The 16545-nt window shown below is 62.7% G+C and carries 10 protein-coding genes; 3 read left to right on the forward strand and 7 right to left on the reverse strand.

The window, feature by feature from the left end:
• Positions 1-390: 390 nt before the first annotated feature.
• Entirely contained in the window at positions 391-3462 is a 3072-nt protein-coding gene (locus tag RX328_RS31825; RefSeq protein WP_213251803.1) for an adenylate/guanylate cyclase domain-containing protein, read from the reverse strand.
• A 2014-nt stretch (positions 3463-5476) separates the two neighbouring features.
• Between RX328_RS31825 and RX328_RS31830 the strand changes: the two genes are divergently transcribed.
• The gene (locus RX328_RS31830) at positions 5477-6856 is read left to right on the forward strand and encodes a cation-efflux pump (RefSeq protein ID WP_213251802.1); all 1380 of its coding nucleotides are present in this window, start codon (positions 5477-5479) and stop codon (positions 6854-6856) included.
• Positions 6857-7047: 191 nt separating this feature from the next.
• On the forward strand, positions 7048-9351 hold the full coding sequence (locus RX328_RS31835; RefSeq protein ID WP_213251801.1) for a PAS domain-containing sensor histidine kinase: 2304 nt from the start codon (positions 7048-7050) through the stop codon (positions 9349-9351).
• Between the two features lie 8 nt (positions 9352-9359).
• Here RX328_RS31835 and RX328_RS31840 read toward each other — a convergent pair whose 3' ends face one another.
• The 6 genes from RX328_RS31840 to RX328_RS31865 all read right to left on the reverse strand — a co-directional run bounded on the left by RX328_RS31840 (position 9360) and on the right by RX328_RS31865 (position 15333).
• Positions 9360-10145 (reverse strand): ABC transporter permease, encoded by a 786-nt coding sequence (locus tag RX328_RS31840; RefSeq protein ID WP_213251800.1) that lies wholly within the window; start codon positions 10143-10145, stop codon positions 9360-9362.
• Complete coding sequence (locus RX328_RS31845; RefSeq protein WP_213251799.1) at positions 10142-11011, reverse strand: ABC transporter permease; 870 nt, start codon at positions 11009-11011, stop codon at positions 10142-10144. The genes RX328_RS31840 and RX328_RS31845 overlap by 4 nt, the downstream gene beginning before the upstream one ends.
• A 56-nt stretch (positions 11012-11067) precedes the next feature.
• Complete coding sequence (locus tag RX328_RS31850) at positions 11068-12117, reverse strand: ABC transporter substrate-binding protein (RefSeq protein WP_409410798.1); 1050 nt, start codon at positions 12115-12117, stop codon at positions 11068-11070.
• Positions 12118-12153: 36 nt separating this feature from the next.
• Positions 12154-13461, reverse strand: a complete 1308-nt coding sequence (locus RX328_RS31855) for an NAD(P)/FAD-dependent oxidoreductase (protein WP_213251798.1) — start codon at positions 13459-13461, stop codon at positions 12154-12156.
• A gap of 18 nt (positions 13462-13479) precedes the next feature.
• Positions 13480-14178 carry an HAD family hydrolase gene (locus tag RX328_RS31860; protein ID WP_213251797.1) on the reverse strand — a complete coding sequence of 233 codons (699 nt, stop codon included), beginning with the start codon at positions 14176-14178 and terminating at the stop codon, positions 13480-13482.
• A gap of 63 nt (positions 14179-14241) precedes the next feature.
• On the reverse strand, positions 14242-15333 hold the full coding sequence (locus tag RX328_RS31865; RefSeq protein ID WP_213251796.1) for an ABC transporter ATP-binding protein: 1092 nt from the start codon (positions 15331-15333) through the stop codon (positions 14242-14244).
• Positions 15334-15584: 251 nt separating this feature from the next.
• Between RX328_RS31865 and RX328_RS31870 the strand changes: the two genes are divergently transcribed.
• Positions 15585-16532, forward strand: coding sequence for a LysR family transcriptional regulator (locus tag RX328_RS31870; RefSeq protein WP_213251795.1), 948 nt, complete (start codon positions 15585-15587; stop codon positions 16530-16532).
• The last annotated feature ends 13 nt before the right edge of the window (positions 16533-16545 follow it).

The raw sequence follows: 16545 nt of genomic DNA on the forward strand, positions 1-16545 counted from the left end.
ACGATGCGGACGGACCGTGTCCAGACGGCGAGGACGCGGCGCTGCAATGCGTTTAGCGGTGCGCTGGATCAGCGCCCCATCCGCCGCATCTTAGGCGGGCAGGCGCTGTCAACGAAGCTCACTGAGCAAGGCCTTGGCCTTTCGCAGATCGCTTGTGTTAAGTCCTTCGGTGAACCAGTCGTAGACGGGCGCAAGAAGGTCACGTGCCATTTTCCGCTTGCCCTGACGGTTCAAGAGCCGCGCCAAGCTGGTGGCCGCACGCAATTCCCACGACTTTGCATGCTGCGCTCGCGCAATGGCCAGGGAATGCTCGAAATACGCTTGCGCCTTCGCCTCATCCCGCTGCGGCGACTTGAGCGCGATTTCGCCGGCAACGCGATGAACCTCGGCCTAGCACCATCTTTCCTTGGTTGCTTGCATCGCTGCCATTGCGTTGCCGATGCAGCGCCAGGCATCATCGAACTGGCCCGAATCCGCGTGCGCAATTGCCAACATGAACTCCTGCTCCGGTGTAAATATCGTCGATCCGGCCGACCGCCATAAATCAATGCCAGTCGTGACGATCTCGACGGCTTTCGCGGATCCCGTGAGGGTTAGGATATAGCCCCGCCGTAACACGCCTTCCGCTTTCCGGAACGGGGCGCCTTTCTCCTCCGCCAGCGCAACAAGGTCTTTGAGATGCTCATTTGCGGCGTGGTAATTCCCGCAGTAGGTGTTCACAAGAATCGGGAAATTCAGCGTAAACATCAAAGTGGCAGCATGCTCAATCTGGCGCGCTTCCATTAGCGCGCACTCTGCGTCATTCAGCGCAGCTTGGGGATAACCGAGCAACCACGAGGCCATTGAACGAAAGGCCAGGCACGTTACCCGGAGGTCCTGGCCAAATCGCGTCATCAATCGCCGGTGCTCGGCGGGGCGATAGAGGGCGAGAGCTTCATCGTAGTGCGCCTTGGCTTCAACGAGATCCCCCCTCAACGCCAGCGTACTGGCCATGGTACGGTGCCCGATCAGGAGCGGGACCGCCGCTCCCTCCTTCTCGCCAAGCTGCAAAAACCGGCTTGCGAGCTCGCGCGCAGCGTCACCATCGAAGTTTATGAAATTGACGATCCACTGGCCAAAGAGGGCTGAGAGGAGCAACGAAGGGTCATCCGGAGACTCTCCAAGCTGTTCCGCTTGTTCGATAAACGCCCTCGCCTGTGCCACAGCCGTCTTGGTTTCGGGAGCGCCATATCCCTTGACATGCATGAGCGTGTTCACGAGCGCGACTTGCAGGATGATCTGTCCGCGCCGCAGGTCGGGCGCGCTGGGCAAGGTTGCTAGTTGCGCTAAGGCCTGACCAAGCTGTTCTGCTGCTTCGACCAGCGCCGAGCGCTCCTGTGACCGCAGTCCCGCCTTGCCCCACAGATGCGCTGACTTCGCGATCAGGTCGGCCTTTGTGTAGTGACGCGCCAGCAGCTCGGGTTGGCTCTCGGCTATTTCCGGGAACTGACTTTCAAGGATTTCGGCGATACGCGCGTTCAGCGCGCGCCTCGGCTCTCGCAGCAGCGTACTGTAGGCTGCGTCCTGCACAAGGGCATGCTTGAACATGTAGCTCGCATGCGGCGGGATACCCTCTCGAAACAACAGACCCGCCGCAATAAGCCGGTGGAGGTCGTCATCCAATTCCGCTTCCGGCTTTCGCGCGACCGCCGCCAGCAACATGTGAGGAAATTCCCGGCCGATCGCCGCGCCGACCTGCGCGACGTGTTTCGCTGGGCCGAGCCGGTCGAGCCGCGACATCAGCGAAGCCTGCAGGCTAGCCGGAACCGCTACGACAGGCGTCGGTGCCGCTGCGCAGGCCCGCTGCACATCACTCTCACCCTCTGCGTCCAGCACCGCCTTTGTCATCTCCTCGGCGAACAGTGGAATGCCGTCCGTGCGCTCGATGATGTCCTGGCGGATATCCGCCGGCAACGATCGGTTGCCGACGACGCCCTCGATGAGGGAATGGATGTCGCACGGCGCCAGCCGATTGAGCGTAAGCCCAGTCACATGCGGCCGTCCGATCCAGGGCGGACTGAATTCCGGCCTGAAAGTAACAAGTATCAAGAGCCGGTGGCTCACGGCCAGGTCCACCGCCCGGGCGAAGAATTCGAGGCTGGTTGGATCGGTCCAATGCGCATCTTCGAAAATCATCAGCACGGGATTGATCCGCGCCAGCGCCTCGACGTTCGAACCAAGAGCTTTCAGCGTTTTCTGACGGCGGAGCTGTGGTTCAACTTCAACCGTAGGATAGCGTCCATCGTTGGGTAGTGACAGCATTTCGGCAAATAGCGCTGCATCCTCTGAAGGCGTCGAGCTTTGCGCCAGCAGCGCGTCAAGCTTGTCCGCTTTCGCTTGCTGGCTGTCATCGTGAGCGGAGCCGGTGGCGCGCCACATCTCGCCGATCACTGGATAGAGCGTGCTGTCGGTATGCTGCGGCGAGCAGAAGTATTGCAGGCGAATGTGCGGCTCGCGAGCAAGCTGTTCCAGAAGCGCAACGGTGAGTCGTGATTTGCCGATCCCCGCTTCACCAGAGAGCAGCACCACCTGACCTTCGCCGCTCTTGGCCCGCTCCCATCGGCGCAGAAGGTGCTCCAGTTCTTTGTCACGACCGATCAGCGGCAGTACATCGCAGCTCTGGAGAGCGTGCGATCGGCTGGTCACGGTTGTCTTGCCGGCAACTTGCCAGGCAGCGACTGGTTTTGCGAATCCCTTGATCTCGATCTTACCGAGATCGAGATACTCGAATTGCGGTCCCGCGATCGTCTTCGTGCGCCCCGAGATAACAACGCCACCGGGCTGTGCGAGCGATTGCAGTCGGGCGGCAAGGTTCGGGGTGTCGCCGAGGATGCCATGCTCCTCGGAAATCGCGCTATCCGACATATCGCCAACAATCGCTACGCCCGTTGCAACACCGACGCGCGCGCTCAACTTCTCTTTCGCGGGCAAGGCGGCGATCGCCTGCACCAGTGCAAGGCTGGCTTGAACGGCACGCTCCGCGTCGTCTTCGTGCGCCTGAGGATAGCCAAAGCATACGATCGCGCCGTCCCCATGATGTCGCGCGACAAAGCCGTCGAAGCGGGCAACGGTTTCAGTAATGCAACGCCGGTAGTCGGCGATGATTGCGCTGAAGTCTTCGGGATCGAGCCTTGCGGAGAGCTCAGTCGATCCGACCAGGTCGCAAAACAGTACGGTAAGCTGCCGGCGCTCGATCGGGCGCGAGTCCCGGGCCATCGGTACCACCGCGGGAGAATCCACGCGCAGTTTGGTCCCGCAGTCGCGGCAGAACTTGTTTAGGGCTGGGTTTGCCGCACCGCAGGCCAGACAGCGCCGCACGACCGCCGCTCCACACTGCCCACAAAATTTGCTTTGCTCCGAGACTTCGGCCGCGCAATTAGTGCATTGCATCCGGACCTCAACGGATATCAGTAGCGGCGGCACAATGCTCCGGAAGTCGAGGGAACAATATGATCTCCGTCACAACTCCGGGTGTTCCGTCTCTATGGATTCCAAAGTGGGATCCAACGTTTGGAGTTGACCATGTCAGATCGACCTCTGAAACGCGGGTGGTGTTCCAGGGTCTGCCTGCGCCCTCATCCTCGGTGGGCGAATGATTTTGCAAGGCCCAGGCATCTCGCCGCGAGATTGCGGACGCGTGCTTTCGTAGGATGGGTAGAGCGCAGCGAAACCCATCGCCGGTGTGAACGGTAGCATTGATGGGTATCGCTTCGCTCCCCCCATCCTACGAACTGAGCCGAATTGCTGCGCGAGCGGTAGAGGTCCGCTTAGGCCAAGAGCGGACATACGCGCACACTGCTAGCCTTGGTGTGAAGCAGTTAGATCAGTCGGGCGGTAACCGATCCTTATCCTGATGTCAGCCATCCAGCCGCTGCCGTTATTTGGGTGACAAAAGCTCTGCGAGTCCAGTCTGCTGCGGTATTCGCAATAAGCGGCGCGGCGATCGGCTGGCTGTGCCAACACCTGATCACGCCGTGGCCCGACACCACACTCTGGCCATTCGTGTTGGCCGGCCTTGTTGCAGGCAGCACTTACTGGTTCGTCGCGGTGCAAAGAAACTTCTCAGCGTATTTAAGGCACAACAGAGACGGCCTTTGTGTTAAGTCAGGTCGGCATTTCCAGTCTCCAGAAAAATGAGGCACCTCAGCAGCTGCCCGCCACCTCCATTGGTTAGTTGGCCCAGACGCGAAGCTGCAGCAGTGCGTCGTCACCAAGATCGGCCGGTAGTTGCCGTGGATAGTTGCGATGAGCTCGATTTAGTTGCAGGCCCGGTTGGGTCAAAAGCTGAATTGGCCAAACCCAAATGCCATGTCCGCTATGGCCAACTAGCGACGCATGCAGCGTCTAAGGGTCCGAGGTAGGATTGCGCTGTAGGGGCCCCTTGGTCCGCAGCGATCTCGTAGAGACGAACGGCCTCGCGGTCGTCCTTGGGCAGTTCGCCACGCCCCTGCTCATGGTGCACAAACAGGGGCAAAGTCAGCCGCGACATTGTCGGTAAATAGCAGTGCGAAAAAATCGATTTTTCTTCAAAGATCGATTTTCCTTAACAACTTCAAAGTGATTTGCCCCGTCCAGTCTCGCCCGCAAAAATATTCCGCTTCGCCGCCGACCCAAATCACGCCTACAAATCCCGCCGTCCCGTCCCGACAAGAGGGGCGTTGGCCATCGTCACGAACGTGGGGCGGGATGCGGTGGACGCGGCAGCGTCAGGCGCGAGAGGTTGTTCGCAGGGCGGCTCTTCGGCCATGAGCGGACACGGCGCGCAGGACGTACGGCGCTGAAGCGTACGGCAAAACCGTGTGGTCCTGACACCCGTGGCTGGTGCCAAGCTGCCGGTGGCGAACTTGATCCAACCGGATCGATTTGCCCATCAAGCCGGCAGCGATGGAGGCAAGAGGAATTCGTCTCCAGGGAGAGCTCGGTATAAGTCGTCAAACCACTGCGCAGGGAATGCCGGAGTGCCTCGGCTGTACCTGTATGCTCGTGTGCGTTTTTTTGCGCACTATTGCACACGAGACCGCGGGTGCAGCAAGCACCCGGCATTCCCTGCGCCCTCTTCCTGTAGGGCGAAACGATTTGCAAAGCTCGGGCGGATCGCGCCGCGAGAACGCGGACAGACACCCAATTGTCATCGTCCGCGAAGGCGGACGATCCAGTATCCCAGAGGCAGCAGTGATTGAATCGATAAGCCGCGGCGTACTGGATACCCGCTGGAGCCTGTCATCGGGCTCGCCGAAGGCGAGACCCGGTGGCGGGTACGACGATCTGTTGTGTGTCGAGTGGATTGCTTCGCTCGCAATGACCGCCCTCTCATCTCACGCAGCGTGGCCATTTAAACTTGGAACAATTCGCAACAAATCGCTCCTGCAAATGAGTGGCGATAGCGCATCCAACTGTCAGCTTTAATCCCACACAACGCCCTGCTAAACCGCCGGCCATGACCACTATCCCCACCATAAAAACCAACGTCGCGGCGATCTCGATCTTCGCCAGCGCCGGCATGGCTGCGGCGAAGTTCGCGGTCGGCATCGCGATCGGCTCGCTGGCGCTGATCTCGGAGGCGCTGCATTCCTCCGTCGACGTGATCGCGACCGTGATCACCTGGCTCGTGGTGCGAGTATCCGACCAGCCCGCTGACGAGGAACATCACTATGGCCACGGCAAGTTCGAAAGCCTGTCGGCGCTCTTCGTCATCGCGCTGCTCTATGTGCTCGCCGGCGGCATCCTGGTCGAATCCTGGAGCCGGCTGCGCGAAGGTGCGCCGCCGCCGACGATATCGGCTGTCCCCTTCGTCGTTCTGGTAATCGATATCGCGGTCAATTTCTGGCGCGCGCGGGCGCTGCATCGCACGGCGCGGCAGACGCGGAGCCAGGCGCTGGCGGCGGACGCGTTGCATTTTGCTTCCGACGTGCTCGGCTCGATCGCCGTCATCGCCGGCCTCGTGCTCACCGGGCTCGGTTATGCCTGGGGCGACTCGGTTGCCGCCATCGCCGTTGCCGTCATGATATCGATCCTCGGCCTGCGGCTCGGGCGCTCCACCATTGAGACCCTACTCGACCGCGCACCCGTGGGCGCGTCCGAAAAAGCGACCGCCGCCATCCGCGCGGTGCCCGGCGTCGTCGGCGTCGAACGCGTGCGCGTGCGCATGGTCGGGCCGACGCATTTCATCGACGCCATCGCAAAAGTGCCGCGCACCTACCCGATCGACCGCGTCGAGGCGATCAAGAACACCGCGCAGGCCGCGGTCACGCAAGCGCTCGGCGACGCCGACCTCACCTTCACCGCGGTGCCGGTCGCGCGCGACAATGAGAGCGTGCGCGAGCGCATCATGGTGATCGCCCGCAATTCCGGCCTCGCCGTCCACCATGTCACCGTGCACGATCTCGGCGGCAGGCTGACGGTCAGCATCGACCTCGAAGTCGACGGCGACATGGAACTCATCGCCGCGCACGACATTGCCCACGACCTGGAGCGCAGCATCCGCGAGGAATTTGGCGAGGACGTCGAGGTCGACACCCACATCGAGCCGCTCGAGCCGGAGCTGCCTGTTGGCACCGATGCTGCGCCCGAGCGCGTCGAGACCATCAAGGCCGCGCTGTCGCGCTTTGCCGGCGGCAACGGCGCCATCCACGATATCCATAATGTTCGCGTGCGCGACACCGATGCGGGCGAAATCGTTAACTTCCATTGCCGCGCCGCGCCATCGATGAGCGTCATCAAGGTGCACGAGAACGTCGACGAGATCGAGCGCGCGCTGCGCCGCGCGTTCCCTTCGATCAAGCGCGTCATCAGCCATGCCGAACCGCCGCGCGCGTAGCTTTGCGGGCGCGTTCCCGTTTCGGACTCGCATCGAGCGTGCCTTAATTCGCGTTGGACAACATTTATTTCGAATTAACGAATCGTTGACTCTCGACAGCCCGAAAAAAGTGGATTCAAATCGGCATGATTCGGAAGCTACGGGGTGCTTCCGGACATTGTGCAAAAGAGCCTTCGGCGGGGGTCTAAAGCATGGCGCGCGCGCATGCGGCGAACGCGTGTGTCCAATCCGATTCGATCAAAGGATTGGCGCAATCGATCGCAAAACCTGCCTACCACCGGCTGCTCACCGCAGAGCCGGCGCTGCGCCGCGCCGTGCCCACGCTTATCATCGCCTTCCTCATCACGATCTGCCTCGGCGCCTTCGTGCAGGTGATCGACCAAAGCCGGCAGAAGCGCGCCGCCATGAAGCGCGACCTCTCCGCGCTTACCGAGCTCCTGGCCGAACGACTCGATCGCATTGCCTCGGTGCGGCAGGACCGCGTCGCCAACATCGAACGCTTGCAGGGCCTGCTGCCCGACCTGATCCCGGCCTGGGGCGTTGCGAGCGGCCGCCACGTCATCATCACCGGCGCCGATCACCGGATCCTGGCCCGTGTTCCCGTCGAAACCAGCCTTGGCGCCAGCGATCGCATCCTCGACGTCATCAGCACGGCGCAACTGCTCGCCACGCCCGGCCAGCAGGGCGTCGTCAGCGACATGACGCTGCCGAACGGCAACGGCGCCATGGCGATCTCGCGGCTAGTCAAGTCGCTGCCGGGCATGGTCATCGTCATCCAGGAACGGAACGAACCGCTGTGGGGTTCAGATGCCGCCCTGTCGGTGACGCTGTCGGCTACCACGGGCTTCGTCGTGCTGATCCTCGGCTTCGCTTTCCACTGGCAATCGACCCGCGCCCGCGAGGGCGATTTGATCAACGACGCGGTGCGCGGCCGGATCGATACCGCGCTCAACCGCGGCCGCTGTGGATTGTGGGACTGGGATCTCTCGCGCGGCCGGATATTCTGGTCGGCATCGATGTTCACGATGCTCGGGCTCGATTCCCGCAACGACCTCCTCACCTTCGGCGAAGTCAACGCGCTGGTGAAATCCGACGACATCGACCTGCTCGCGATCGCCGACCAGATGATCGCCGGCAAGATCACCCACATCGACCAGAGCTTCCGTATGCAGCACACCGGCGGCCACTGGATCTGGCTGCGGGTGCGCTGCGAGCTCAGCCACACCTCGGCCGATGGCGGGCTGCACCTGATCGGCATCGCAGTCGACATCACCGAGCAGAAGAGCCTCGCCGAGAAGACCGTGGAAGCCGACCTCAGGCTGCGCGACGCGATCGAAACCATTCCGGAAGCCTTCGTGCTGTGGGACGCGGAAGATCGCCTCGTGCTCTGCAACTCGCATTTCCAGCGCCTGCACAAATTGCCCGATACGGCGGTGACCCCCGGCACGTCGTACGAAACCGTGATCGAGGTCGGCAGCATGCCGGAGGTTCGCACCAGACTGCAGGAGACCGGCGCGCAAGCGCCGGGAGCCCGCACATTCGAGGCGCAGCTCGACGACGGAAGCTGGCTCCATATCAGCGAGCGCCGCACCAAGGACGGCGGCTACGTCTCGGTCGGCACCGACATCACCCGCATCAAGGAGCACGAGCAGAAGCTGATCGAAAACGACTCCCGCCTGCGCGCCAACGTGCTCGACCTGAAGCGCTCCCAGGCGGAGCTCGCCGACCTCGCGGAAAAATATTCGCAGGAGAAGAACCGCGCCGAGGAAGCCAACCAGGCGAAATCGAAGTTCCTCGCCAATATGAGCCACGAGCTGCGCACCCCGCTGAACGCCATCATCGGCTTCTCCGAGATCATGGGCAGCGGCATGTTCGGCGTGCTCGGCTCCGACAAGTATCAGGAGTACTGCCACGACATCCTGACCAGCGGCAAATACCTGCTCGAAGTCATCAACGACATCCTCGACATGTCGAAGATCGAGGCGGGCCGCATGAAGCTCGACATGGAGCAGCTCGACCTCTCGAAAATCCTGGCGGAATCGCTGCGCGTGGTGTCCGGGCGTGCCGAAGACAAGAACCTGACGCTGGACGCGGACATCGAAAGCACGATTTCCGTGTTGGCCGACCGCCGCGCGGTCAAGCAGATCTTCGTCAACCTGTTGTCCAATGCCGTGAAGTTCACCCCCGACGACGGCAAGGTCACCGTGCGCAGCCACGTGCTGCCCAACTCAATCGTGCTGATGATCGCCGATACCGGCATCGGCATCGCGCCGGCTTCGCTGCGGCGGCTGGGCAAGCCGTTCGAGCAGGTCGAGAGCCAGCTCACCAAGACCTACCAGGGCTCGGGCCTTGGGCTTGCGATCGCAAGATCACTGACCAGCCTGCATGGCGGCACGATGCGGCTGCGCTCCAAGCTCGGCACCGGCACCGTCGTCCGCATCGTGCTGCCGCGCGAGGCGCGTTCAACCGAGGCAGAGGATCAGGTCGCAGCCTGACTTGCCGTTCACGCGCCCTTCTTTGACCGGGTCGTTGCAACCAGGACCAGCATGAACGAGACCGCGGTCATCAGCGTGCTGATGGCCGCAATCGTTGGATCGATCTCGTCGCGGAGCGCGGTGAACATCCGCTTGGTCAGCGGCTGATACTGACCGCCGGAAATGAACAGGGCGACGATGGTCTCGTCCATCGCAGAGATGAAGGCGAAGATGCCGCCTGCGATCACGCTGGCCTTGATCTGCGGCAGTGTCACCACAAAGAAGCTGCGCAGCCGGTTCATGCCGAGGCTGCGCGCCACCATCTCCTGCGTGGCATCGAAGCTCTGCAACCCGGCCGCGACCGAGATGACGACATAGGGCAGGCCCAGCATGACATTGGCGAGCACGAGGCCGGCCATGGTCGAGACCAGGCCGACCTTGGCAAAGACGAAGAAGATGCCGACCGCAGTGATGATGATCGGCACCACCAGCGGCAGCAGCAAGGTCATGTGGATCAGCCGCATAATGCGCCATTTCGACTGGCTGATCGCGTATGCCGCAGCAACGCCCAGCGGGGTTGCGATAACCACGGTGAGCACCGCAACCGTCAGCGTCACGCGGGTCGCCTGCATCCATGCCGGATTGCCGACATACTCCTGATACCAGCGCAGCGACAGCGACGGCGGCGGAAAGGTCAGAAACCGCGCGGCCGAGAACGACATCGGCGCGATGATCAGGATCGGCAGGATGAGATAGAGCAGCACCAGTGCGCAGGTCACGACCAGGGCAATGCGGAATGGGCGGGACATCGTCATTTATGCCCCAACACCCGATCGAGCGGAATGAAGCGGCTGACCGCGAAGAAGATCAGGCCGACCGCGACCAGCAGCACCACGCCGACGGCGCTGGCGGCACCCCACTGGTCATAGAGTTCGACGTTGCGGCTCACCAGCATCGATATCATGATGGTGCGGCCGCCCCCGAGCAACTCCGGCGTGATGTAAAACCCGAGGGTGAGCACGAACACCAGCGTACTGCCCGCGAGCACCCCGGGCAGCGAGAGCGGCAGAAATATCCGCCAGAAGGTGAGCATCGGACCGGCGCCGAGACTGGCGCCGGCCTGCATCAGATCGCGCGGGATCTGCTGCATCGTGGCGTAGAGCGGCAGCACCATGAATGGCAGCAGGATATGCAGGGTTGCTACGATTGTGCCGAAACTGTTGTGGACGAGCGCCAGCGGCTCGTCGATCACGCCGATCTGGCGCAGCAGTTGGTTGATGACCCCGGTCCGTTGCAATAGCGCGAGCCAGGCATAGGCACGGACCAGCACACTGGTCCAGAACGGCAGCACCACCAGCGCCAGGATGATGATGCCCCACCTCCTTGGCGCGATACTCGCCGCATAGGCGATGGGATAGCCGAGCAGCAGCGCCAGCAGCGTCACCAGCAGGCTGATCTCGAACGTGAGGGCAAAGCTGCGCCAGTAGATGTCCTCGCTCCAGATCCGGCGGTAATTCTCGAGCGTAAAGCCGTTGTGATAGACCGACTGCCAGGCGAGCCAGCCGACCGGCAGCACGACCAGCAGCAGGATCACGAGCAGCGCCGGCAGCGCCAGCGCCAGCATCAGGCGCTGTTCGCGACGTTGGTGGAGTGCCGAGAGGTCCTGCACGGGGCTGCTCATTGTGATCCTGCGATGGCGCGGCACGCTGACGAGCGCCGCGCCGGGTTGCCGCAAAACTATTTCTGCATGAAGCCGACCCAGCGCTTCTCCGCGGCCTCGCCGGCCGGCGACGACCACCAGGCGTAGGACATCAACGCCTGCTTAGCCGCGTTCTCCGGCGCACTCGGCAATTGCGCGGCCCGCTCCGGCTTGATGACTCCGGTATCGAAGGCCTTCGGGTTGGCCGGGCCGTAGTCGATATGCAGCGGCAGGTTGGCCTGGTGGACAGGGTCGACCGCCTCGTTGAGGAAGCGGACCGCGGTCGCGAGATTGGGCGCACCCTTGAGAATGCAGAGCGAGGTGCTCTGCAGGATGCCCTGATTGTAGGTGAAGTCGACTTTGGCGCCCTCCTTGACCAGCGCACTGACGCGGCCGTTCCAGGCCATCACCATGTCGACTTCTCCGTCATTGAGGAGCTGCGCCGATTGCGCGCCCGAAGTCCACCACACCGTGATATTGGGCTTGATCTCCTCGAGCTTCTTGAAGGCGCGATCGACGTCGAGCGGATAGAGCTTGTCGGGCGCGACACCATCAGCCATTAGCGCCGCCTCGAGCGTGGCGCTCGGGTGATTGCGCAGCGCGCGGCGGCCCGGGAACTTCTTCACATCCCAGAAATCGGCCCAGCTATTGGGCGCCGCTCCCGCCGCGAATTTCTTCTGGCTGTAGGCGAGCACGCTCGAATAGAACTCGTAGGCCACCGAATATGGAGAACGATAGGCCTCGGGCATCGCGGCGCCGTTTGGCAATTTCGAGAAATCGAGCTTCTCGAGCAGCCCTTGCTCGCCGCCACGTAGGCAATAACCGGTCGGCACGTCGACCACATCCCAGGTCGGCTTGCCGCTCGCGACCTGCGATTTGATCGCGGGCCAGGCGTCGGGGATGCTGTCCTGGTTGATGGTGATGCCAAGCTTCTTGGCTGATGGATCGAGGATCGCGATGGTTTGCGCTTTCTGATAGGCGCCGCCCTGGGACACGAAGGTGATCTGGTCGGCACGGGCAGAAAGACTCGCCAACGCCGCAAGGGAGACGCCAAGCAGTGTTCGCCGGCACAAAGATGCAATCATCATGTTCAATCCCTCTTGTTATGGCCGGGCCGGCAACGCTTACCGCCCGGCCGCATCCAGAAATTGGTACCAGCCGGCCACTATGCGGACGGCCGGTTCGCGGAACGGATAGAATGGAATAGTCTTGAGACGGCCAGCATCGAGTAGCGCGAGATCGACCTTCTCCCCGTGCACGAGGGCCGCGAGGTAACGACCCATCAGGCTCGACATCGCGACGCCAGCGCCGTTGTAGCCGACCGAATAAAGAGTGCGATCATCGAGCCGGCCGACATGCGGCACCGAATCGAGCGTCATCGCGACAAGGCCCGACCATTTGAACGCGAGCGGAATATCAGCAAGCTCCGGGAAGATGCCGACCATTGCCTTGCGCAGCGCATCGAAGGCGCTTTCGGAATCCTGCTTGCCGAAGGCGCCGCGTCCGCCGAAGATGACGCGGTCGTCAACCTTGCGGAACCAACGCATCATGCGCTTGGTCTCGGTGTAAGTGCGCCCCGTCGGCATCAGGCTGCCGGCGAGGTTCGGCGACAATTTTTCGGTAGCGATGAGAGCGCTGCGGAACGGCACCAGCGTCCGCTGCACACGCGCGGTGGCCGACGTCAAATCGGAATAGCTGTTGGTGGCGATGATCGCCTGGCGCGCCCGCACGACACCGCCGGGCGTTTCTGCCACGACACCGTCGCCGTCGCGACGCAGCGCGAGCACCGGGCTTTCCTGAAAGACCGGCACGCCGCGTTGCGCCACGCCCCTGGCGAGGCCCCGCAGATAGTTCAGCGGATGGATGCCGCCGGAGCCCGGATTGAGAATCCCGCCGACAAAGACCTGCGAGCCCGTCTCATCGCGCACCTGGTGCGGGTCGAGGATCCTGACCTCGGTGTCGTGCATCTCGCGCGTCATCCAGGCGGCTTCGTCGATCGCGGCCCGCAGCGTCGCTTTGTTATGTGCAGCCTTGACCTGCCCTGTGCGTGTCAGCCGCGCTCCGGTGATGCCGAGTTCGGACACGAGCTCTTCAACCATCTCAACGGACTCATGCGCGATCTCGTACATTCGCCGGGCCATGGCGCGGCCGTGGGTGGCGTCGATGTTGCGAAACGAGAGCCGGAATTTGGCGGTGATGACGCCGCCATTGCGGCCGCTCGCGCCCCAGCCGGGATGATTGGCTTCGAGCACGACCGGCGAGAGGCCGCTCTTCGCGATATGATGGGCGGCCGATAGCCCGGTATATCCGGCGCCGATGATGACGACATCGGCCTTTACTTCGCCGGCAAGCTTCGGAAAGGCAGGCAACGACTCCGCCGTATCCGCCCAGAGCGAGGCGGCCGGTGCCATTGGGGTCCAAACCTTTGCCATATCAGCCGCCCCGCCCTGTCAGCTTCCAAGCGCCGCGTCGGCGAACGCCTTCATCGTGGCAAAATGGAAATCGGGCTTTGTGAGCTCCGGCACCTCAGGCGTGCCGCCAAAACCTTTCATGCCCTGGCGCCGCTCGATCCAGCAGACCTTGTAGCCGAGCTTGCGGGCGATACCGATGTCGTGATGCTGGCTCTGGGCGACATGCAGGATTTCGGACTGCTTGTAGCCGAACGCGGACTGCCGGCCCTTGTTGTAGGCGAAGAATTCCGGATTGGGTTTCGCAACCCCGGTGTCGTCGGCGCAGATCGTATCGTGGAAGGGATTGTCGAGCGCATGAGCATAGCATGACAGTGCGACACGATCGGCATTGGTCATTGCGACCAATCGGAACCTGGTGCGCAACCGCTTCAGCGCCTCGACCGAATCCGAAAACGGCTGCCAGCGCAGCACGGCGAGCTGAAAGGCGTCACAGGCGGCATCGTCGGTCGGCAGTCCCAGTTCCTTGGCGAGATACCTGTAGACATGGAACATCACTTCGCTCGACCGCTCCGGATGAGCATCGCGGCCGCGCTTATAGCAACCAAAGATCTGATCGTCGCTGAGCTCGACCGCCCTGCGGCCGGAGATCTTGCGCACGGCATCGAGCACGCCGGTTTCGAAATCGATCAAGGTACCGACGACGTCGAAGGTGAGAACCTTGAAGCTATCATAGGACATTTTCATCTCTTGTTCTGGTTAGTTGCACTCGGGTTTGACGATCGGCACTCCTTCCCGTTGCCTTCACTGCGCCTTCTCCTTCGCCTTGGGCACGACGATGGTGTCTTCGGGATGGAGAGTGACGGTGAAATCGCCGCCAACAGGAGGTAACAGGCGCGAGGCCTGGTAATGGCTCGGCTGACGCAGGCTCAAACGGGTGCCGTCGGCCAGTTGCAGGAACACGCGCAGGCTTTCGCCCTGATAGACGATGTCGGTGACCTTGCCGGTCAGGCGGTTGAGCGCGGCATCCGCCACGCCGTCCGCAATCAGGAGCTTCTCGCTGTGCACCGCGAGCATCAGCGCCTCGCCATTCGGAATTGCGCGCGCGCTTTTCAGGACCGCCTGCCCGAGCGCGACGCTGCAGGCGTCGATGCGCCGGACCGGCAGCAGGCTCGCCTCGCCGATGAAACTCGCCACGAAGGAGTCGGCAGGGTAATCGTGCAGCCGCTCCGGGCGATCGATCTGGACCAGCCGGCCGTCCTTGAGGATCGCCACGCGGTCGCTCATCGTCAGCGCCTCGCGCTGGTCGTGGGTGACGTAGATGATCGTGGCGCCGATCCGCTTGTGCAGCTCGCGCAGTTCGATCTGCATCGCTTCCCGCAACTGCTTGTCGAGTGCCGACAGCGGCTCGTCCATCAGGATGAGGCGCGGCTCGAAGATCATAGCGCGTGCCAGCGCCACGCGCTGGCGCTGGCCGCCGGAGAGCTGGGCGATGCCGCGCGCCTCGTAGCCCGACAGCCCGACCATCGCGAGTGCGGCGCGCACTCTCGCAGCCCAGTCCGCCTTTGGAATCCGTCGCGCACGCAGCGGAAAGGCAACGTTCTCGCCGACGCTCATGTGCGGAAACAGCGCGTAGTTCTGGAACACCACGCCGATGTCGCGCTTGTGCGGCGGCAGGAAGGTCACGTCGCGGTCGCCGAAATGGATCGAGCCCGACGAGGGTTGAATGAAGCCGCCGAGGATACCGAGCAGCGTGGTCTTGCCGGATCCGGACGGCCCGAGCAGGGAGACGAATTCGCGCGGCGCGACGTTCAGGGTGACGTCGTCCAGCGCCCGGACGGCGTCATAGTTCTTGCTCGCGGCCCTGATGTCGACGCTCTCTCCGCCCTGGTCCAATGATCGACCTCGTTGCGTTACCGAGGGCGTGCACCGATGCGCGCCATCGACGTCACCCGCGATATCGCAAGCGACGGTTGAAACCGGCATGATCTCGTCTTATAGACCGGGCACTTCGGGGCGGCTCCCAAGGCCGTCCCTGCCCGCCCGTTTTTCAATCTCGCCCGTACTGGCAGGCTGTCGCGCAAGCCAACCAGAGTTGGCCGGCAGGGGCAATTGCCAAATTCTCACCGTCGGCATAACATCAGGTTATGCCCGACCTCCGGCGGAAGCTACCCTCCAGTCACGCGCTGTTCGTCTTTGACGCGGCGGCGCGCAACGGCAGCTTCACGGCGGCGGCTGCCGAACTGAACGTCACTCAGCCCGCGGTAAGCCGAATGCTCGGACAGTTCGAGGAGTATCTCGGCGTTCGTCTGTTCGATCGGACCAATGGCCGCGCGGCCCTGACGGAAGAAGGCGAGATCCTCTATCGCCGCGTGTCGGATGGATTCCGCAGCATCGAAAGCGGCCTGATCGAGATCGACCGCCGCCGCAAGGGCACCGAGACGGTCACGCTTTCCGTCTCCTCGGCGTTCACCACCCACTGGCTGATGCCCCGAATCGACAAACTGCAGCGCCAGTTTCCGACCGTCGATCTCCGCTTCCAGCTTATCTCCGGTCCGCTGCGCGGGCCGGTCGACAATGTCGATCTCGGCATGCGGTTTCGCGATCGATATGATCCCGAGCGGAACGGCGCGCTGGTCATGAAGGAAGTCATGCTGCCGATCTGCAGCCCGGCCTATCGCGACGCAGACAGCGCGGATGGACCGATCGAGGCCAACACCATCATCCGGCTCGCGGATACGCCGGGCGATTGGGCTGCAGAATACCCAACCTTTCTCACCAAACGATCCGGGCCCGCCAAGTCGCTGAGTTTTTCCGACTATGCGGTGGTGGTGCAGGCCGCGCTGCTCGGTCAAGGCATCGCGCTCGGCTGGCTTACGGTCGCATCGCATTGGCTGCTGACCGGCGCTCTCGTCCCGGCCTCGGAAATGCTCACCACGACACCGCGGCTTTGCGAACTGGTGCACCCGCATGACCGATCGATCCGGCCGGTCGTTGGCGAGATCAGGGGCTGGATCATCGATCAGATGCGCAGCGACATGGCCGCCATCGACCGGCTCTACCCGCGTTTACGGCTGATGGCTTCAAGCTATTAGGCACCGGCGCCAT

The organism is Bradyrhizobium sp. sBnM-33 (assembly GCF_032917945.1).
In the GTDB taxonomy this organism is placed as follows: Bacteria; Pseudomonadota; Alphaproteobacteria; order Rhizobiales; family Xanthobacteraceae; genus Bradyrhizobium.

What these genes read in the sequence shown, in the direction of transcription:
- RX328_RS31830 (WP_213251802.1), top strand. Translation starts at nt 5,477, where the DNA reads ATGACCACTATCCCCACCATAAAAACCAACGTCGCGGCGATCTCGATC.
- RX328_RS31835 (WP_213251801.1), top strand. Translation starts at nt 7,048, where the DNA reads ATGGCGCGCGCGCATGCGGCGAACGCGTGTGTCCAATCCGATTCGATC.
- RX328_RS31840 (WP_213251800.1), bottom strand. Translation starts at nt 10,145, where the DNA reads ATGACGATGTCCCGCCCATTCCGCATTGCCCTGGTCGTGACCTGCGCA.
- RX328_RS31845 (WP_213251799.1), bottom strand. Translation starts at nt 11,011, where the DNA reads ATGAGCAGCCCCGTGCAGGACCTCTCGGCACTCCACCAACGTCGCGAA.
- RX328_RS31850 (WP_409410798.1), bottom strand. Translation starts at nt 12,117, where the DNA reads ATGATGATTGCATCTTTGTGCCGGCGAACACTGCTTGGCGTCTCCCTT.
- RX328_RS31855 (WP_213251798.1), bottom strand. Translation starts at nt 13,461, where the DNA reads ATGGCAAAGGTTTGGACCCCAATGGCACCGGCCGCCTCGCTCTGGGCG.
- RX328_RS31860 (WP_213251797.1), bottom strand. Translation starts at nt 14,178, where the DNA reads ATGTCCTATGATAGCTTCAAGGTTCTCACCTTCGACGTCGTCGGTACC.
- RX328_RS31870 (WP_213251795.1), top strand. Translation starts at nt 15,585, where the DNA reads ATGCCCGACCTCCGGCGGAAGCTACCCTCCAGTCACGCGCTGTTCGTC.